General features: G+C 63.1%; 22 protein-coding genes and 2 tRNA genes. 17 read left to right on the forward strand and 7 right to left on the reverse strand.

All coding sequences use genetic code 11. From position 1 onward, the window contains the following. The first annotated feature begins 56 nt into the window (after window positions 1-56). From recJ to CCK88_RS18200, 11 genes are all read left to right on the forward strand, one after another. Window positions 57-1847, forward strand: a complete 1791-nt coding sequence (gene recJ, locus CCK88_RS03905) for a single-stranded-DNA-specific exonuclease RecJ (protein WP_086469212.1) — start codon at window positions 57-59, stop codon at window positions 1845-1847. 220 nt (window positions 1848-2067) lie between these two features. After that, window positions 2068-3303 carry an SAM-dependent methyltransferase gene (locus CCK88_RS03910; protein WP_086469213.1) on the forward strand — a complete coding sequence of 412 codons (1236 nt, stop codon included), beginning with the start codon at window positions 2068-2070 and terminating at the stop codon, window positions 3301-3303. 119 nt (window positions 3304-3422) lie between these two features. Continuing rightward, window positions 3423-4361 carry an ABC transporter substrate-binding protein gene (locus CCK88_RS03915; RefSeq protein WP_086469214.1) on the forward strand — a complete coding sequence of 313 codons (939 nt, stop codon included), beginning with the start codon at window positions 3423-3425 and terminating at the stop codon, window positions 4359-4361. A gap of 51 nt (window positions 4362-4412) precedes the next feature. After that, window positions 4413-5396, forward strand: a complete 984-nt coding sequence (locus CCK88_RS03920) for a FecCD family ABC transporter permease (protein WP_210189900.1) — start codon at window positions 4413-4415, stop codon at window positions 5394-5396. Next, window positions 5393-6442 (forward strand): FecCD family ABC transporter permease, encoded by a 1050-nt coding sequence (locus CCK88_RS03925; protein ID WP_086469216.1) that lies wholly within the window; start codon window positions 5393-5395, stop codon window positions 6440-6442. The genes CCK88_RS03920 and CCK88_RS03925 overlap by 4 nt, the downstream gene beginning before the upstream one ends. A 16-nt stretch (window positions 6443-6458) precedes the next feature. After that, window positions 6459-7286: an ABC transporter ATP-binding protein gene (locus CCK88_RS03930; protein ID WP_086469217.1), complete on the forward strand. Its 828-nt coding sequence runs from the start codon at window positions 6459-6461 to the stop codon at window positions 7284-7286. Between the two features lie 87 nt (window positions 7287-7373). Beyond that, window positions 7374-7610 carry a DUF6894 family protein gene (locus tag CCK88_RS03935; protein WP_140048876.1) on the forward strand — a complete coding sequence of 79 codons (237 nt, stop codon included), beginning with the start codon at window positions 7374-7376 and terminating at the stop codon, window positions 7608-7610. Window positions 7611-7634: 24 nt separating this feature from the next. Then, complete coding sequence (locus CCK88_RS03940) at window positions 7635-8357, forward strand: Crp/Fnr family transcriptional regulator (protein WP_086469219.1); 723 nt, start codon at window positions 7635-7637, stop codon at window positions 8355-8357. Window positions 8358-8450: 93 nt separating this feature from the next. Beyond that, a complete protein-coding gene (locus tag CCK88_RS18345; RefSeq protein WP_170926342.1) occupies window positions 8451-8846 on the forward strand; it encodes a response regulator in 396 nt (131 codons plus the stop codon). 52 nt (window positions 8847-8898) lie between these two features. Then, on the forward strand, window positions 8899-9597 hold the full coding sequence (locus tag CCK88_RS03945; RefSeq protein WP_170926343.1) for a Crp/Fnr family transcriptional regulator: 699 nt from the start codon (window positions 8899-8901) through the stop codon (window positions 9595-9597). Window positions 9598-9677: 80 nt separating this feature from the next. Continuing rightward, window positions 9678-9902 carry a hypothetical protein gene (locus CCK88_RS18200; protein WP_140048877.1) on the forward strand — a complete coding sequence of 75 codons (225 nt, stop codon included), beginning with the start codon at window positions 9678-9680 and terminating at the stop codon, window positions 9900-9902. Here the strand turns inward: CCK88_RS18200 and CCK88_RS03950 are convergent. Continuing rightward, window positions 9899-10546 carry an alpha/beta hydrolase family protein gene (locus CCK88_RS03950; RefSeq protein WP_086469221.1) on the reverse strand — a complete coding sequence of 216 codons (648 nt, stop codon included), beginning with the start codon at window positions 10544-10546 and terminating at the stop codon, window positions 9899-9901. The two genes, CCK88_RS18200 and CCK88_RS03950, sit on opposite strands and share 4 nt — an antisense overlap. A gap of 96 nt (window positions 10547-10642) precedes the next feature. Between CCK88_RS03950 and CCK88_RS03955 the strand changes: the two genes are divergently transcribed. From CCK88_RS03955 to CCK88_RS03965, 3 genes are all read left to right on the forward strand, one after another. Then, a complete protein-coding gene (locus CCK88_RS03955; RefSeq protein WP_140048878.1) occupies window positions 10643-10837 on the forward strand; it encodes a hypothetical protein in 195 nt (64 codons plus the stop codon). Window positions 10838-10977: 140 nt separating this feature from the next. Further along, window positions 10978-12222 (forward strand): DNA polymerase IV, encoded by a 1245-nt coding sequence (gene dinB / locus CCK88_RS03960; RefSeq protein WP_086469223.1) that lies wholly within the window; start codon window positions 10978-10980, stop codon window positions 12220-12222. 101 nt (window positions 12223-12323) lie between these two features. Continuing rightward, on the forward strand, window positions 12324-13457 hold the full coding sequence (locus CCK88_RS03965) for an MFS transporter (protein WP_086469224.1): 1134 nt from the start codon (window positions 12324-12326) through the stop codon (window positions 13455-13457). Window positions 13458-13541: 84 nt separating this feature from the next. Here the strand turns inward: CCK88_RS03965 and CCK88_RS03970 are convergent. The 4 genes from CCK88_RS03970 to CCK88_RS03985 all read right to left on the reverse strand — a co-directional run bounded on the left by CCK88_RS03970 (window position 13542) and on the right by CCK88_RS03985 (window position 14865). Beyond that, window positions 13542-13616, reverse strand: a tRNA-Glu gene (locus CCK88_RS03970). 49 nt (window positions 13617-13665) lie between these two features. Next, window positions 13666-13740, reverse strand: a tRNA-Glu gene (locus tag CCK88_RS03975). 93 nt (window positions 13741-13833) lie between these two features. Then, complete coding sequence (locus tag CCK88_RS03980) at window positions 13834-14310, reverse strand: YcbK family protein (RefSeq protein ID WP_086469225.1); 477 nt, start codon at window positions 14308-14310, stop codon at window positions 13834-13836. A 132-nt stretch (window positions 14311-14442) separates the two neighbouring features. Further along, window positions 14443-14865, reverse strand: a complete 423-nt coding sequence (locus CCK88_RS03985; protein ID WP_086469226.1) for a VOC family protein — start codon at window positions 14863-14865, stop codon at window positions 14443-14445. Between the two features lie 247 nt (window positions 14866-15112). Here CCK88_RS03985 and CCK88_RS03990 point away from each other — a divergent pair, with 247 nt between their 5' ends. Both CCK88_RS03990 and CCK88_RS03995 read left to right on the forward strand, forming a co-directional pair. Then, a complete protein-coding gene (locus CCK88_RS03990; protein ID WP_170926344.1) occupies window positions 15113-15670 on the forward strand; it encodes a cold-shock protein in 558 nt (185 codons plus the stop codon). An 11-nt stretch (window positions 15671-15681) separates the two neighbouring features. Continuing rightward, window positions 15682-16170, forward strand: coding sequence for a DUF192 domain-containing protein (locus tag CCK88_RS03995; RefSeq protein WP_244557421.1), 489 nt, complete (start codon window positions 15682-15684; stop codon window positions 16168-16170). On the opposite strand, the gene trhA is transcribed toward CCK88_RS03995, so the two are convergent. Further along, window positions 16154-16843 (reverse strand): PAQR family membrane homeostasis protein TrhA, encoded by a 690-nt coding sequence (gene trhA / locus CCK88_RS04000; protein WP_086469229.1) that lies wholly within the window; start codon window positions 16841-16843, stop codon window positions 16154-16156. The two genes, CCK88_RS03995 and trhA, sit on opposite strands and share 17 nt — an antisense overlap. Before the next feature lie 166 nt (window positions 16844-17009). Between trhA and CCK88_RS04005 the strand changes: the two genes are divergently transcribed. After that, the gene (locus tag CCK88_RS04005; RefSeq protein WP_086469230.1) at window positions 17010-17564 is read left to right on the forward strand and encodes an ArsR/SmtB family transcription factor; all 555 of its coding nucleotides are present in this window, start codon (window positions 17010-17012) and stop codon (window positions 17562-17564) included. Window positions 17565-17567: 3 nt separating this feature from the next. On the opposite strand, the gene CCK88_RS04010 is transcribed toward CCK88_RS04005, so the two are convergent. Continuing rightward, window positions 17568-18311, reverse strand: a complete 744-nt coding sequence (locus tag CCK88_RS04010) for an HAD hydrolase-like protein (protein ID WP_086469231.1) — start codon at window positions 18309-18311, stop codon at window positions 17568-17570. Window positions 18312-18445 lie beyond the last annotated feature (134 nt).

The following is an 18445-nucleotide window of genomic DNA, read 5'->3' on the forward strand; positions in this document are numbered from 1 at the left end:
GGGCCAGACGGGCAAGGGGGCTTTCCCGCCTCCCCAAATTCCCTTAACACCGACCCATGCATGATGCGCCGCGCCCTTTTCTCGACATTACCAGTTCCGTCACCGGGCGCGGCTGGATCGATCGACTGGATAGCGCGCAGGCCCGAACGGCCACGGCCATCAGCCAGCGTACCGGAATTTCCGACATTCTCGCCCGGATCATCGCAGCCCGGGGCGTAGGGCTCGAAGACGCCGAGACCTATCTCGAGCCCACGATCCGCGCGTCCATGCCGGATCCATCCACCTTGGCGCAGATGGACGAACTTGCCGACCGCCTTGCTCGCGCCATCGCCGACAACGAGGCGGTCGCGCTGTTCGGCGACTATGACGTCGACGGCGCCTGTTCCTGCGCCCTCATGACGCGATATCTGCGCCACTTCGGCATCGAGCCGCAGGTCCATATCCCCGATCGCATCTTCGAGGGCTACGGTCCAAACATTGCAGCGATGGACAAGTTCATCGACGCTGGTGCGACGCTTGTCATCACGCTCGATTGCGGCACCACCAGCGACGGCCCCATCGCCCACGCGCGCAATCGCGGCGTGGATGTCCTCGTCATCGACCATCACCTTTCCGACCATGACCTGCCGCCCGCAACGGCGCTGGTCAATCCCAACCGTCCCGACGACATTTCCGGCCTCGGCTATCTCTGCGCCGCCGGCGTCACCTTCATGGTGCTGGTCGCGGTCAATCGTGCCTTGCGCAACCGCGGCGATACCGGTCTGCCCGATCTGCTGAAATTGCTCGACCTCGTGGCTCTGGCCACCGTCTGCGATGTCGTCCCGCTCGTCGGACTCAATCGCGCCTATGTTCTGCGCGGCCTGGAAGTCGCCCGGCGTGGTGAACGCCCCGGCCTTTCAACCCTGGCGCTGGCTGCCCGCGCATCTGGTCCCCTCAACCCGTACCATCTCGGCTTCCTGATTGGGCCGCGCATCAATGCCGGAGGCCGCATCGGTGACGCTGCTCTCGGCACGCGCCTGCTCGCGCTTGATGACGAGCACCAGGCCATGGTCATCGCGGCACAACTCGATGAGCTCAACGGCGAGCGTCAGCGTATCGAAGTTGAAGCGGTGGAAGAAGCCGCGGCCACGGCGGAGGCGGAAATTGGAGGCGGGGAGGGGCCACCAATCCTGGTGCTGGCCTCTGCCAATTGGCACCCTGGAGTGGTGGGGCTCGTTGCCGCGCGCCTGCGCGAGCGGTTTGAGCGTCCAAGCTTCGCCATCGCGCTCCATCCCGATGGCACCGGTACTGGATCCGGCCGCTCCATGCCCGGGGTCGATCTCGGCAGCGCCGTCATCGAGGCCGTGGAAGCGGGCCTTATTCCCAAGGGCGGCGGCCACGCCATGGCGGCCGGCATTTCGCTGCGGCCGGGAGACCTCGGCCCCTTCCGTGCGTTCCTTGCCGAAAAGCTGGGCGCCAGCGTCGGGGCAGCCCGCGCCGCCTCGGCGCTGAAGATCGACGCCGCATTGACTGCCCGCGGCGCGAGCATCGACCTGCTCCATAATCTCGAAAAGGCCGGTCCATACGGCGCCGGCAATCCCTCGCCCGCTTTCGCCTTTCCGGCCCATCGCGCGCGGTTTCCGCAGGTCGTGGGAAAGGGCGGTCACGTGAGCTTCACGCTGACCTCCGACGATGGCGCCCGTCTCAAGGCCATCGCCTTCCGCGCTGCTGGCACGCCCCTGGGAGATACCCTGATGCGCGATGCCGATCAGCCGATGCACTTTGCCGGCGGCCTTTCGATCGATCATTACCAGGGCCGCGAACAGGTTCAGTTCCGGCTCGCCGACATCGCCCGGCCGACCCGCTAGCCTCTTGCGATCCAGTTGCCGATTGGCCACGTAGTATGCATGCGGGCCCAAGGGCGTCGCCCGCTGGTTTAGGCCGCTTGCATATCCGCTTGTGGCCGCTAAACTATCCGTGGTGTCCAGGGGAGGCGGCGCCTCCTCGCATCATATTTCTGACGCCCAGCGTTTGGCGCGCACCCCCAGCGGTGCCGCCGCTTATTGCGATAGTTGGATCCAGCGGCAAATGACGAAAACCGCCGTGCATGAGAATCAGACGGGTGTCTCCGTCCGGACGAATTTGACCTCCTGGCTCGTGGAGCAGGTCGGCGTGTCGCTTGTCGGCAAGCCGCGCCATGGCTCCCTGACAGTGATCTTTCCCAATGGCCGGACCCGGACGGTCGGTCAGGGCAATTCTGGCGAGCACGCGACGCTGCGCCTCAACAATTTCAAGGTCATCCGCGAAGCCATGCAGCGTGGCACCGTGGGCTTTGCCGCCGCCTACATGGCTGGCGACATCGAATCCGACGACCTTACCGCGCTGTTCCGCTTCTTCCTGCAAAACCGCGACATGTTCGATTCGGCCAATCGGGGCTTCTTCCACCGCGCTGCCGGGGATCTCCACTATCACCTGTCGCGACGCAACACTCTCGAGGGGTCCAAGAAGAACATCGCCGAGCACTACGACCTCGGCAACGAGTTCTATGGCCAGTGGCTCGATCCTTCGATGACCTATTCGTCGGCTGTGTTCACCTCGGGCGATCAGAGCCTCGAGGAAGCGCAACTGGCCAAATATCGCAGGGTTGCGGACATGGCTGGGATCACTCCCGGCTCGTCTGTCCTCGAGATCGGATGCGGCTGGGGCGGATTCGCCGAGACCGTGGCACGCGACTACAAGGCAAATCTGCGCGGCATCACTCTCTCGGCCGAACAGCTCAAGTTCGGCCTCGAGCGTCTTGCGCGTCAGGGACTGGACCAATATGCCACGCTGGTCTTTGAGGACTACCGGCATACCGAAGGTCAGTTTGACCACATCGGCTCGATCGAGATGATCGAGGCCGTCGGCGAGGATAACTGGCCCAGCTATTTCCAGACACTGCACGACAGGCTGAAGCCCGGTGGCACCGCCGCCATCCAGGCCATCACCATACAGGAAGCCGATTTCGACAGCTATCGGTCCGGCCCGGACTTCATCCAGCGCTACATCTTCCCCGGCGGCATGCTGCTGACCAAATCGGTGATGAAGGACTTCGGCGAGCGCTATGGCCTGATGCTCGAACAGGTCGAGACCTTTGGCCTGTCCTATGCCCGCACTTTGAAGTTGTGGCGCGAACGCTTCCTGGAACGCTGGCCGATGATCGCACCGCTAGGCTACGACGAATATTTCAAGCGCAAATGGGTCTATTACCTGAGCTACTGTGAAGCTGGCTTTGCAGAAGGCTCCATCGACGTCGGCATCTATCAATACCGTCGTCGCGTCTGATCCCGCGTAGTCGGCACCGGTCTCCGGTACCGACTACGCATCAGACCCATAACATGACTTGACCGCTCACCTTAGCGCCGCTAGGGATCAGGCATTACAAAAACCTGACGGTACAAGCCATGTTTCGCGCCGCCTCTCTCGCAGTTGCCCTTCTTGCCGCTACCGCGTTCCCCGCTTTCGCCTGGACCTATACCGGCGGCGACGGCACCGAGGTGACGCTAGATGAAACGCCGGTGCGCATCATTGCCAGCCAGGATGCCGCCGCTGGTCTCATTCCGCTGGGCATTCGCCCCGTCGGCATCTACGCCGATAGTGCCATTGCAGACGCCAAGGCCCTTCAGGGCCTCGACCTCACTGGCATCGAGATCATCAGCCAGACTTGGGGCGAGGTGGATATCGAAAAGGCCGCAGCCCTCGAACCCGATCTGATTGTCGCCGAGTACTGGCCGCTCGAAACCACTTGGTCCGGTGGCGCCGAGGTCTTCAACGCGCTGAGCCCCGTTGCGCCGATCACCGGTCCGGAGCAGGGGGCGTCCATACTAACGCTCATCGAAGATTACGAAGCTCTGGCGCAGAGCCTTGGCGCAAACCTGTCCGACCCCGCCATCGCGGAAGACAAGGCTGCCTTTGCGACGGCGCTGGCCGATTTCAAGGCCGCCACTGCCGCCAAGCCTGACCTGACGGCGCTTGCCGTCTGGGCCGGTCCGGATGCGCTTTATGTGGCCGCCACCGCGGGCGCGTCCGAGCTCATGGATTTCGCCAGCTGGGGCCTGAAGCTGATCGATCCCGAAGTCGCCGACGATCGCGGCTATTGGGAAACCCTGTCCTGGGAAAAGGCCGATAAGTACCAGCCCGACCTGATCCTTGTGGATAATCGCTCCGCCGACACTATGGAAACGGCCAAGGCGCAGCCCACCTGGACGCTGATGAAGGCTGCCGAAGCCGGTCAGGTCACCGACTGGCCGGCCTTCTGGCTGCGCAATTACCACGCCTACTCAGCAGAGCTGGCCAAGCTGACCGCGGCCATCAATGCCGCCGACGCAAGCGTCGCCCCCTGATCCGACGTGACGGCGGCTTCCACCATGCAGGCCGCAAAGGCAACCCGGCTCATGCTCGGGTTGCTTTTTCTCGTCGCGGCTCTGGCTGCGATTTGCCTGATATCATTGGCGGTGGGCGCGCGCGCAATTCCCATTGAGGGTGTCTGGCAAGCGCTCGTCGCCTACGATCCGAATGCCACCGAACATCGCATCATCTGGGATTTGCGCCTGCCGCGTACCGTGGTTGGACTCATGGTCGGCGCTGCCCTCGGCCTGTCCGGAGCTGTCCTGCAGGGAGCCACGCGCAATCCGCTGGCGGACCCATCCATTTTGGGCATCAATGCCGGCGCCGCCCTTGCCGTCGTGCTGGGTGTGTCGATTTTCGGCATCTCCCAACTGTCGTCCTATGTCTGGCTGGCCTTCTTCGGGGCGGGGCTCACCATGCTGGTCGTTTATGCCGTGGCCTCGGTGGGTCGCGAAGGCGCAACACCCATCAAGCTGGCCCTGGCTGGCGCCGCGCTGACGGCCATGCTCCTCTCGTTCAGCAACGCCATTCTCCTCACCAGTCCGCGAACTCTGGATGAGGTTCGCTTCTGGCAGGTCGGCTCGCTCGCCGGTCGCAGTATGGAGACGGTAGCCCAGGTTTCGCCCTTCCTGCTGTTCGGCGCCGTCCTGGCGCTGGCTTCCGCGCGCCTGCTTGATGGTCTTTCCATGGGCGACGATGTCGCTCGCGCTCTGGGGCAGCGGATCGGCATTTCCCGTGCTCTGGCTGCTCTCGCGGCGGTGGTCCTTGCCGGTGGCGCGACAGCTGCGACTGGGCCAATTGCCTTTGTGGGCCTCACCATACCGCATGTCGCCCGCGCCATAACCGGGCCCGGCTACCGCTGGATCCTTCCCTATTCCATGCTGATGGCGCCGATCCTGCTGCTGGGCTCGGACGTTCTGGGGCGTATCATCGCGCCGCCGGGCGAAGTTCAGGTCGGCATCGTCACCGCCTTCGTTGGCGCGCCCTTCTTTATCGCGCTGGTCCGGCGCCGGAAGCTGACGGCGCTATGACGGTCTTGCAAGCCTCTCGCGTCGCTCTTGTCCGTCGCCGTGCGGCAGACCGTAGCCGGGCCGTCGCACTCGGCCTGGTGCTAGCACTGGTTCTGGCCTTCGCGGTCGCCATGTCACTGGGTGACTATCCGTTGACGCCGGCCCAGATCGTACAATCGGTCCTGTCTCCGATGACGGGGCTGGCCGACAGGGGCGTCGATTTCATCATATGGCAGGTCCGTCTGCCCCGCGCCTTCCTGGCCATTCTGTCCGGTGCAGCCTTCGGCCTGGCCGGAATCACTTTCCAAACGCTTTTGCGTAACCCCTTGGCCAGCCCCGACATTATCGGCATCGCCCACGGCGCCAGCGCCGCGGCGGTCTTCTGCATCATCATCCTGGGCTGGGCCGGACTGGCTGTGTCGTTCGGGGCCTTTGCCGGCGCGGTGCTGACCGCCATCGCAATATACCTGCTGGCCTGGCGCAATGGCGTCACGGCCTTTCGCGTCGTCCTCATCGGGATCGGCATGGCCGCGATGCTCGCGGCGGTGATCTCTTACCTCTTCACGCGCGCGCGCCTGACAGAAGTGCAACAGGCCATGGCCTGGCTGGTGGGCAGCCTCAATGCTGCCCGTCCAGGCGACTCGATCGTCCTCGGCCTGGCCATGCTGGTGCTTCTGCCGATGATGATCGCACTCCTGCGTGGCCTCGATGCCATGGAGCTGGGTGACGATACGGCCAAGTCCCTGGGTGCGAAGGTCGAGGTGACCCGGCTCGGCCTCATGCTGGTCGCCGTCGGCTTCGCCGCCTTTGCAACGGCAGCCGTCGGTCCGGTGGGATTTGTTGCCTTCGTGGCGGGCCCCTTGGCCCGCCGCCTCCTCAACGGCGCGAGCCGGGGTTTTCTCCACGCCGCACTGGTCGGAGCCCTGGTCATGCTGGTCTCCGATCTCGTTGCGCAACATGCCCTGCCGGCCATACAATTGCCTGTTGGCGTCGTCACGGGAGCCTGCGGCGCAATCTTCCTCCTCTGGCTGCTGGTGGCTTCCGGCCGGTCGGGCCGCGTCAACTGATCCTGAAAGAACCGAAATGTCGCTCAATCATCAGCTCATGGCCGCCGGACTCGATCTTGCCTATGGTGAGCGGCAGATCGTTTCCGCTCTCGACGTCGCCCTGCCGCCCGGCAAGCTGACCGTCATCGTCGGAGCCAATGCGTGTGGCAAGTCCACCCTGCTGCGTGGTCTTGCGCGATTGCTGACGCCGAAGCGCGGCGCCGTCTATCTTGATGGCAAGCCTATTCATCAGATGCCCACGCGCGAGGTGGCGACCATCCTGGGCGTCCTCCCACAGAGCCCGATTGCGCCGGATGCCATCAGCGTCGCCGACCTCGTCGGCCGCGGCCGCTATCCGCACCAAGGCTGGTTCCGTCGCTGGACACCCGAGGACGACGCTGCCGTCGCCGATGCGCTCTCCGCCACCGATATTGCCGAGCTGGCCGACAGGTCGGTGGATGAACTCTCCGGCGGGCAGCGACAGCGCGTCTGGATTGCCATGGCGCTCGCCCAGGAAACCGATCTTCTTCTTCTCGACGAGCCCACCACTTTCCTCGACATCAACCATCAGGTGGAAGTGCTCGACCTCCTGACCGATCTCGTCCGCAATCGCGGGCGCACGGTTGTCGTCGTTCTCCATGATCTCAACCTGGCCTGTCGCTACGCGGATCACATCGTGGCCATGAAGGCGGGTCGCATCGTCGCCGAAGGGCGTCCGGCCAAAGTCATCACCGAAGACGTGGTGCACGATGTCTTCGGCATGGCCTCGCGCGTGGTGCTCGATCCCGTCTCCGACACGCCGATGATCGTGCCGATCGGCCGTCACCACACCGCCGCACGCATGGCAGTATCCTCGCGCGCCTGAGTGGAAGCGGGCTCGCAGCCGGAAATATCGCAAACCCGGTGGAACGTTACGGCCCGCGCTCCGGTTCACCGGGGGAAGGGGGCGCTCATGCCGCTGTTTTACTTCGATGTACGCGACGGTGAGCGCCTTGCGCCTGATAACACGGGCACCGATCTCCCCAACGCGTCTGTCGCCCGCGAAGAGGCGGCACGAACGCTCTCGGAAATCGCGGCCGAGGAAATCCCGCGCGACGGACCGGACCGAGAATTTTGCATTATCGTCAGGGACGCGGTAGGCACGGAGCTGTTCGAACTGTGCCTTACCTTTCATGCTCGTTCGTTCTAGATTGTGCCGGAGTAGGATTTTGGCATGCCGCAGCCACTTGACGTCCTCATCGCCAAGCTAGACGCCATCGGCCGCCTTTCGCCGGAAGGGGAGGCGGCCATCCGGCAGTTGCCGGTGCGCGTGGCCCATCTGGAGCGTGGCGAAGATGCCGTGATGGAAGGGCAGGTCATGGGGCACTGCTGCGTCGTGCTCCAGGGCCTGCTTCACCGTCATAAGCACATGCAGGACGGCAGCCGCCAGATATTGTCCTTCCATCCATCGGGCGACATTCCTGACCTGCAGAGCCTGCACCTCAAGCGCGTCGACTATACGCTTTCCGCCACGACGCCGTCCGAGATCGGCCTCATCCGGCACGCCGACATGCAGGCCATGTTGCGCGCCTATCCGACCCTGACCGACCTGTTCTGGCGCGATACGCTTATCGATTCGGCAAAATTCCTCACCTGGATGATGCTCATCGGTCAGGCCTCTGCTGAAGCGCGGATGGCGCATCTCTTCTGTGAGATGTTCATGCGACTCAAGTCCGTTGGCACGGTCGAAGGCAACGAATTCCCTTTCCGCGCCACGCAGAATGATCTGGCTGATGCCCTTGGCATGTCCATTGTCCATGCCAACCGCACCCTGCAGGAGTTACGGTCTGCGGGTTTGCTGGCCTTCAGCAACGGCGTTGCTGAAATCCTCGATTGGCCCAAGCTGCGCGCATTGGGGCAGTTCGACCCCGCCTACCTGCATCTCTCACGCGATTAGCCACGCAAAAAATCACTATCGTTCTGCCTGATTAACCTATGTGAATCGGCCTTGCGGCGCTGCGCCATAGAGTTCCACTCAGGGATTCTATCAGTGACAACAACCACTTTCACCGACTTGCGTGTTCTCATCGGCGAAGATGAACAGCTGCTGGCCTTCGATTTGGCCCACCAGTTGGAGACGCTTGGCGCCCATGTCGTCGGCATGGCGGACAGTGTCGCGCGCATCGAGCAGATGAGCGACATGCAACTGTCCGAGGCGAATGCCGCCATTCTCGACGTCGAACTCCTCGACGGGGAAGTCTACGCGGTGGTGCCCAGGCTCGAGGCCGCGGGTATCGGTGTCGTTATCTGCTCTGGATACCAGCGTGCCGAACGGCCGGATCGCTTCGCTCATATCGAGTGGGTCGGAAAGCCTGCGCTGCCTGAGCAGATCGCTGCGGCCTTGTGCCGTGCTGTCGATGCACGGAAGGGCAATCCGATTGACTAGCGTGGCAAGCGCTCCCCCAGGTGCGGATCCCGTAGAACGTTTTCTGCACCGGTTGTCCAATTTCGAACCGCTGGACCCAGAGGCAAAAGAGGCTCTCCGTCGCTCCATCCAGCGTGGTGCCCTTGTACCGCCCTATCAGGAAGTCACCGGTGAGACGATGCATGACGTGCTCGTCCTGCTCACCGGCTGGGCTTGTCATTCTCAGATGCTCGGCAACGGCAAGCGGCAGATCACCACGCTCGTTGTTCCCGGCGACTATACCGGCTTCGGATTTCTCACGGGCAGCGATGCCTATAGCCACTACGTCACAACCACGCCCAGCCAGTTCGGCCGCATCCGCCTGCGCCAGTTTACCGAAATTACCGAACGGTATCCCGCTGTCATGCGCGCGACACTCAAGGCATCCGCAACTGAATCCGCCATCGGCCGCGAGCGGCTGATCAGCCTTGGCCTGCGCACCGCCGTCGAGCGCCTCTCGCATCTCATCTGCGAAATCTGGTGCCGTCTTTCGGTGGTTGGCCTCGTGACGTCGGACAACAGCCTGGTCCTACCCATGACCCAGGCCGAACTCGGCGCAGCGCTCGGCCTCTCAACCGTGCACGTCAACCGCACCCTGCAATCCTTGCGCAAACGCGGCTGTATCGACCTGCAGGGCAAGCGCGTGCAGATACATGATCTCAAATATCTGATGTCGCTCGCCAGTTTCGATCCCGATTATCTGAGCGGCAATTCCGTCAGGCGCGATCCCTGAGGAACGACAGTTGCATTAACCCACGTTAATGGCCCGGCGCCGCCACCGGTCTATGGTGGCCCATCAGTTAGGACGGTGCTTTGCCCTCATTCAGAATCATCGATTTACGCTCGGGAACGATTTCTCCGGAATTGCATGCCGAGGCCAAGTCGCCGGAAATGGCGGCGGAAACGGCTCTGGGCCTGAAGCTCGTGCGCGCCGGCCACCCGCGTAACCTCGTCTGCCGGGTCTATTGGCAGGACGCAAACAACACCAACATGGTGCGCCTCTACAGCAAGTCTGAACACGCCCGCTCCAGCGCCTAGCGGTTTCCCGCGACCCGTCGCATCCAACCGGCCACTTCCTGTCCCATCGTCGTCATATGGTCCACTGCGGAAAAGCCGGAAACGGACTTTCGCGGTCTGAGATCGTGGTCGCCGTCCGCCAGCCACGACAGCTTGATCGCTGGCGAGAGCGCATAGCCGCCAACTTCCTCGCGGGTGCCGAATGGGTCGCGCGTACCCTGGACGATGAGGGCAGGGGTCTCCAGCTTTTCCAGATGCGCTGTGCGCAACTGCGCCGGCTTCCCCGGTGGATGAAACGGATACCCCAGGCACACGAGCCCGGCCGCCTTGCCATCGGTCCATGCCGTATCGGCCACCATGCTGGCCACGCGGCCGCCCATGGACTTGCCGCCGATGAACAGCCGATCGCCCGCCGCTCCCAGGTCGTCGATGGCGGCAAGGTATTCTGGCGTCAGCGTCTCCGCTTTCGGCGGTGGCTTGCGCTGGCCGCTCCGCCGCGCGGCCATGTAGCCGAACTCGAACCGCGCAATCCTGATACCCGCGAGGACGAGCGCTTTGGCAGCCGCATTCATTGCAGCCGAGTCCATCGGCGCACCGGCGCCATGGGCGAACAAAAGCGTCACATCGGCGTCCTCAGGGCCATCGATCAGAAAGTGGCTAGTCATGTCGGCACTCCGTCTGTGCGTCCAATCAATACCGTTTTTCTGTGAGGAACCAGTCGTTAACGAATGGCGTTTGCCCAACCATTGATGGAGGCCGCTATGAATCTGCACTGGATGACCCTGACACAAGCCCAGAAAAGCGCTCTCGCGTTCCTCTGCGAGGAAGGTCCATGCGCATTGCCTGCCGAACTTGGCGAGCAACTGGTCAATCTCGGGCTTGTCGAGCGGGCCCACGGTCAAGTCTTCTGCGTGAGTGCCCTCGGCGCGACCGTGCCGCCGACGACCCTTCACTGATACGATCCAGCTGTCCACCACCGCCCCGCTCCCGGAGAACCGGAAGAGGGGCGTTTTCGTTTTCGCCCGCGACGTTGCCAGCCCAGATTGACTCATCGGATCGATAAGAACAAAATGGCAACATAACGGAGGGCACGTCGATGCCTGACCAGGCCACGATCCTGCATGCGGACCTCGATTCCTTTTACGCTTCAGTGGAGCAGCTGCTCGATCCGTCGCTGCGCGGTAAAGCTATGGCCGTGGGAGGAGGCGTGGTGCTGGCGGCATCATACGAAGCTAAGGCCTTCGGTGTTCGCGGTGGCATGTCCGGGCGCAAGGCACGGGAGCTTTGTCCGCATCTGATCTTCGTGCGGGGACATTTCGACCAGTATCAGCGCCTTGGAGACGCCGCGATCGACGTCATGCGTGATTTCACGCCCGTCGTGGAGCGCATCTCGATAGACGAGGCATTCGCCGACGTTGCCGGCTGCACCCACCTGTTCGGAACACCGGAGGAGGTCGCGCGGATTATCCGGCGCCGGGTCCGCGACGAGCTTGGGCTTCCCATTTCGGTCGGTGTGGCGCGCACCAAGCATCTGGCCAAGGTCGCCTCGCAGGTTGCCAAGCCCGATGGCCTCGTCGTTGTACCCGCGGGAACCGAGATGGAATTCCTGCACGACCTGCCGGTTGGTCTCATGTGGGGTGTCGGACCAGTCACCGAGGGTAAGCTCAAGGACGAGGGCATCCTCACCATCGGCCAGCTCGCTGCCACGCCCGGAAAATCTCTGCGCGGCCTTCTGGGCGATGCCGTCGGCGACAAACTCTCCGATCTCGCCAGGGATCGCGACACGCGCTCGGTCCAGACACGCCATAGCGCCCGATCGGCCGGGGCGCAGTCGGCACTCGGTCGCCAGCCCGCCACCGAAGCGGTGTTCAAGCCGACATTGCGGCATCTGGCTGACCGGGTTACGGCTCGATTGCGCGCCAAGTCGCTTGCGGGTCGAACGATCACCGTGCGCATTCGCTTTGCCGACATGCGTTCGATCACCCGTTCGGTAACGCTCGATGCACCGATTTCTGCGACGGTCATGGTGGCGGAAATAGCCGAGGATCTGGTCCGGACGGCCTTGAAGGAGCATCCGCGAGAAACAGTCATCAGTCTCCTCGGTGTTTCGGTTTCGCACATCGGCGCGCAGCCCCATATCCAGCTCGAGCTGCCCCTCGGTCTCATCGACGAAAAGCATCGCCCGGGGACGCGCCAGGGCATCGCCCGGTGGTCGGCCGATCGCGCCATGGACAAGGCCCGAACCCGCTTCGGCCGGGAAGCGATCGGTTACGCCATCGCCCAGCTCCAGCCGCGCTCATCTGTCCCCGACGCTTTCCGCGAGTTGGCGGAAAAATTCTGAACAGGGCGACACCTGCCTCTCGGCTGCCGGCGATCCACCCTCCTGACTCGCTCTGTCGAAATTCCTGCTATGCATCGGCCATCAGTGCCCAGCCGGATCTCATGAAGCAACATCAGCGCATCTATTTCCTGCAATTCGTCTTCGCGCTCTCCATGGGTGCGCTACTCGCGCGTCTGCCCGATCTGCAGGTCCAGTTCGCGCTGACCGAAGGACAGGTGGGCCTGCTGCTCATCACCATGTCCTGCGGCGTCCTGTGCGGCCTGACGTTTCTCGGACGGACCGTGGAACGCTTCGGTGCCCGCGCCACCACCATCATCACCATCTTCGGGGCGTCGACATTTTACGCCATTGTCCCGTGGATGCCCTCGGCCATCGTGGCCGCGCCGCTGCTGTTTGCCGCCGGCATCCTTGCGGGAGCGCTCGAGATCAATGCCAATGTTGAGGCCGACCGCTATGAGGCGGCCATGGGTCGGCGCATCATGAGCCGCGTTCACGGCATGTGGAGCCTGGGCTTCTTCGTCACGGCGCTGGCCGCCGCCGCCTTGCGCCAGGCCGGAGTGTCGGTTGAGATCCACATGGCCCTCGCGCTCCTCGTCGTAGTGGTGTCGGGCACGGCTGTGTTCTGGAACATGCAGACGGCCCCCAAGCGTCCAGACATGCATGGCGCTGAACACCCGCCCTTCGCCTTTCCGACTTGGGGCATGCTGCCGCTTTGCCTCCTGGGAGCCGCGCCGCTCTGGGTGGAAGGAGCAGGTGTCGACTGGTCAGCCATCTATATGCGCGACGTCTTTGCGGTCGAACCCTTTGTCGGGGGCCTCAGTGTCACCCTGTTCTCGCTGGCGATCGCGCTCGGTCGGTTGGGAATGGATCCGGTTGTCGAACGGTTCGGGCCACGCGCGGTCGCGACGACGCTGCTGTCGCTGGCTGCCATCGGCCTCGTGCTCGTGGTCGCCGCCATGACGCCGGTGATGGCGCTCGCCGGATTTGCCATTGCGGGTATCGGCTGTTCGTCGGTCTATCCGCTGGCGATTTCAGCCGCAGCGCGCCGCACCGACCGGCCGGCGGCAGTCAATGTAGCGGCCCTGAGCCAGATGACGTTCTTTGTGTTCTTTGCCGGGCCGCCACTTCTCGGATACATCGCCGAACATTTCGGGATCCGTTTTTCCTACCTTGCGATCATCCCGGTACTGCTCGCGGCACTCCTGGCCACGCGCCGACTCAGGCGCACCGCATGACACTTCCTGCCCTTGGGATGGCGCACCGAAACGGCGCTACATCTGCAAGAGCGGATATGTCTCTAATCTATCGGGAAAGTGGATTGGTACGCCCAAGGGGAATCGAACCCCTGTTTACGCCGTGAGAGGGCGTCGTCCTGACCGCTAGACGATGGGCGCACGGTCATCGCTGCTCCTTCCCGAAGTCGCCGCAAATGCGGGGGGAAGGTGGTACGCCCTAGGGGAATCGAACCCCTCTCTGCACCGTGAAAGGGTGCCGTCCTAACCGATAGACGAAGGGCGCATCAGCGCGATGGCCGTCGTATAAAGGGGCAGTTTTGATTGTGCAACCCCGTTTGCATTGAACTCATGAGGTTTTTTTCTGACCCCTGAGTTTTCAACAGCCCTCGAACGTCACCGGGCGGCGATAGCCGCGTGGGCGGTCGCGCACATCGACATGGATGAAGCTGCGGCCAGGATAGCATCCGAGGCCGCCAACGCCGTCGACGGTCTTGGCAAAGGCAATCAGCTCCTGCTTCGGCACGCCGGGAATGTAGAAGTCTGCGGCCATGCACTTGGTGTGGTACGAATTGTCCGCACCGCCGACCGAAGAATTGTGGAAGGCGTTCCGGTAGCCCGAGTTCATCACCACCTTCTTGCCGAACTTGCCCTCGAATTCCCAGATCACGAATCTGAGTTTGGGCGAGATGCAGAAGGCATTGACCGTGTTGGAACTGACATAGGTCCCCCAGTCCTGCTTGAGCCCGGAATAGCCCGCGCCGCCCCCGCTGGCGAACATGGCCATGGGCAGACAGCCGGCTAGGACAAGTGCGGAAGCGATGGCAATGGCGAGGGTGCGGAGGAGACGGGGCATTGGCGACCTTCCCGGGGCGTGTCGCTTTGGCAACAGGCAATGGGCTGTGGGGTTCGGTCGCTAAAATTAGATCGGTTTCGCTAACCCCATGCTAAGCAACAGGGTTAGCGAAACGTAAAGTCTGTCAGGGATTTACCAGCTGCCGGTATTGGGCATCGAGGCCCAGGGCTCCTGCGGCGGCAAGTGGCCGTCCTGGATCAACTCCACCGAAATTCCATCGGGCGAGCGTACGAAGGCCATGTGTCCATCGCGCGGCGGGCGGTTGATGACCACGCCCATGTCCGAAAGGTGCTGGCAGAGTGCATAGATGTCTTGCACGCGATAGGCCAGGTGCCCGAAATTGCGGCCGCCGGCATAGGGGGTAGGGTCCGGCTCCCAGTTGTGGGTCAGCTCCACTTCGCCGCCTTCATCGCCCGGCGCCCGCAGGAAGATCAGCGTGAAGCGGCCCTTTTCGTTGTCGGTGCGACGGACCTCTTCGAGGCCGAGCCCCTCGCAATAGAAGCGGAGGCTTTCCTCGACATCGGTGACGCGCACCATGGTGTGCAGGTATTTCAAGGCAGTCTCCTGTTCTGGTCAGGGCAATGGCCTAGCAAGCCCGCTGGGGCAGGGCAAGAAACGCAAAACTGAGCTGTCAACAAAATCGCAACACCTTCTTAACTTTTGCTGCTGAATCGGCCAGAGTGCGTGCTCTTGTGAGGAGTACCCGCTGGCGGCGGGCGAGTGAAAAGGCGTTTGGGATATGGGGGCTCAGGGCAGCGGCGACGATCGTGATCCCGTCCATCTGACGGGAGCGGACGCCTCGATGCGCGACGATCGCGCGTCGGCTGGCGCCCAGCCGGTCGCCGATACGATCGAAGTGGTCGGCAGCATCAAGTGGTTCGATGCCGGCAAGGGCTTTGGTTTCATTGTCCCCGACAACGGCATGCCTGATGTCCTGTTGCACGTCACCTGCCTGAGGCGGGATGGCTACCAGACCGCCTACGAAGGCGCACGCATCGTTGTCGAAGCGCTCAATCGTCCTGGCGGCCTTCAGGCGTTCCGCGTCGTCTCCATGGACGAATCGACTGCCCGCCACCCCTCTCAGCTGCCCGCTCCGCGGACCCATGTTGTGGTGGAGCCGAGCTCGGGCATGGTGCGCCTCGAGGTTAAGTGGTTCAATCGGATCCGCGGCTTCGGTTTTCTCTCGGCCGGTGAGGGCACTCCCGATGTTTTCGTCCACATGGAAACGCTGCGCCGCTTCGGCATCACCGAGTTGCGTCCCGGCCAGTATGTTCTGGTGCGCTACGGCAATGGCCCCAAGGGCCTGATGGTCGCTGAAATCCGTCCCGATGGCTGGGGCGATGCCCCGTCGTCGCACTGAGGCGCCCGGTCGTGGCAAGTCTGGGCAGTCTTCTGCAATCGTCGCGCGGCCTGCGCTCGGTCATGGCCGCCGCCGCAACGTTCGTGGTCATGTTGCCACTCTCGGCCTGCAGCGCCGAAGAAGGCCGGCTGTCCATCCAGTCGGCCACCGGCAACCACGAGTTTACCGTTGAGCTCGTCGACACGCCCGAGAGTCGCGCTCAGGGCCTGATGTACCGTCAGGAACTGGCCGACGATGCGGGCATGCTGTTCGACTTCAAGGAAGAGCGCCCGGTGTCCTTCTGGATGCGCAACACCTACATTCCGCTCGATATGATCTTCATCGAAGCTGACGGCACGGTGCTGAACGTCCACGTCAATGCCCGCCCGCATGACACGACCTCGATACCGTCAGCCGGTCCGGTTCAGTTTGTGCTGGAAATTCCGGGCGGTCGCTCTGTCGAACTTGGCATAGAAGCAGGCGATCAGGTCAGCCACTCGCGGATCAAAGCCGCGCAATGACCATGCAGTCGATCACCGCCCACAGGTGAAGGCTGGCGCCGGCGACCACGAAGACATGCCACAAGGCATTCTGGAACTTGAGCTTTTCCCACAAGTGGAAGACGATGCCGGCGGAGTAGGTGATGCCGCCTGCGAGCAGCAGCCAAAGCGTTGTGGGCGGCAGCGCCTGCCCAAGCGACTGGAACACCAGCAGGCCGCTCCAGCCGATAGCGAGATAGAGCAGGATCGCAATGCGCCCGAACCGTTGCGGCACGATCAGTTTGAGCGCCACGCCGACCAATGACGCGCCCCAGACGAGGCTCATCATCACGATCCCCATCGACGTTCCGCCGATGACCGCCAGGAACGGCGTGTACGACCCCGCGATAAAGAGAAAGATAGCCGCCTGGTCGAACCGGGCGAGGGCCTGTTTCACTGGTGAGGCCGGCCACATGTTGAAGGCCAGCGAAACGCCCAGCACCACGACAAGCGTCGACACATAGACAACCAGGGCCGGAAAGGCTTCAGGTGCCGTATGCAGCAGTGCAAACGTGAGCAGGATCGAACCCGCGGCAATCGCAACGACGAGGCCGAAAATATGCACGACCGCATCGACGACCAGTTCGGCAGTCGAATAGGGGCGGCGAATTCGGAGCCCGGCTGCAGTCCGGGCAGGCGTTGCGGTGATCATCATCCTGCCTCCATGCAGGCATCCTGTGGCGTCGGTGTGACCAAACCCTTGCGCAGGGCGGTCTTTTCGACGGACCGGTAAACCCGGCGCGAACTTTTCTGGTGAACAACCCGCTCCAGGCGTGTGCGGTGCTTGACCTGTAACGCTGGTGTTACTCTAAAGCGCTGTCATGACGCGCAAATCTAAGCCACCCATCGCCATCTACTCGGCCCTCGCCGATGCCACCCGGTGCCGGATCGTCGAGATCCTGCTGGCGGGGCCCATACCCGTGCATAAATTGGCCGATGCCTTTTCCATCAGCCGTCCCGCCATCTCGCGGCACCTGCGTGTCCTCAAGACCGCAGGGCTGGTCGCCGAGGTCAAGAAAGGTCGGGAAAATCTCTATGCGTTCCGTCCGGCCAAGCTAACCGCTGCCTCTGCCTGGCTTGCCGCGATTGCTGATCGGACAGTCGCAGAAATCGAATTCGCATCGACGGAGGAGCCCGCGCCCGTCGTCGCAGCCGAACCTATTACGGTGCGAACGCGAGAACCTAATCCTCTCCAGCAACCGGCTCCGGCGCCGGTCGTGGAAGAGCCTGCCATCGTGGTTAGTCAGGCGATCGTAGCCGCCGAAGTCGAACTGGCGTCCGGTGGTGAACCCGAGGTCCAGCCTGCGCGATCACCGCGTCCACCGCGCCCGCCCAAGATTGAAGCGCCCATCGACCAGATGGGTTTCGATTTCTGAAGCCTAAAGCAACGGAGCGGGCAGGGGATCGATTAGCGAATGTTCGATCCCTGTGTCGAATGCGGCGCCGACAGCGCGTTCGAAATCCAGCGCTGACCACATGATTTGCGAAGGATGCAGCCGGGCCTCGACTGCGCCGATGGCCGCGCGCGCCCCCAGGGCAAACGGCCGGATCGTATGGCCGATGCTTTGCGATGCGGCCTGTGCCGCGCCGATATCCTTGCGCTGGTCCCCGATATACCAGATCACGTCGCTGCGCCGAAGCTCCCGGCCCATGCCCTTGAGGCAGGCGAGGATCGAGTCGGGCCACGGCTTGCCGCGGTGCACGTCCTCGCGGAAGACGGCTGCGTTGAAATACTGCTTGAGATCGAAGGCCTCCAGCACGTCGTGGCCATAGCCACGCCCGAGGCCGTTGCTGACCACGCCCATGCTCACACCTTCGGCGCGCAGGCGCTCGAGGACGGTTCGCATGGTCTCGCAGGGCAGCAGCATCTGGTCGACACTCTTGCGCCGAACCCTGTGGATGGCCCGGTGCACCAGCAGTTTCGGAGCCGGCTTTTCGGCCATCAGGTTTCGGCGCGCCAAACGGAATCGCGCCACCAGGCGGCCGCCCCGGTGCGAACAATCGTCGAGGAATTCCAGCATTTGCAGCACACGCGGATTGACGTGGTGCACCAATGTCCCATCGAGGTCGAACATCACGATGGTCGGTCGGTTCGCAGTATCAGCCAGTGGATCAGCCCCCATTTGCCTCAGCGAGCAACCTGTCCCAATTCGTCACCCACGGCAACCCTGCCAAGGCGCACGATTGCTTGTAGGGCCGCTTGACGCCGCTATGGGGCGACGTCGGTGAACTTCAAACACGCGCCGCAAATCACCTG

The organism is Devosia lucknowensis, assembly GCF_900177655.1.
GTDB lineage: Bacteria > Pseudomonadota > Alphaproteobacteria > Rhizobiales > Devosiaceae > Devosia > Devosia lucknowensis.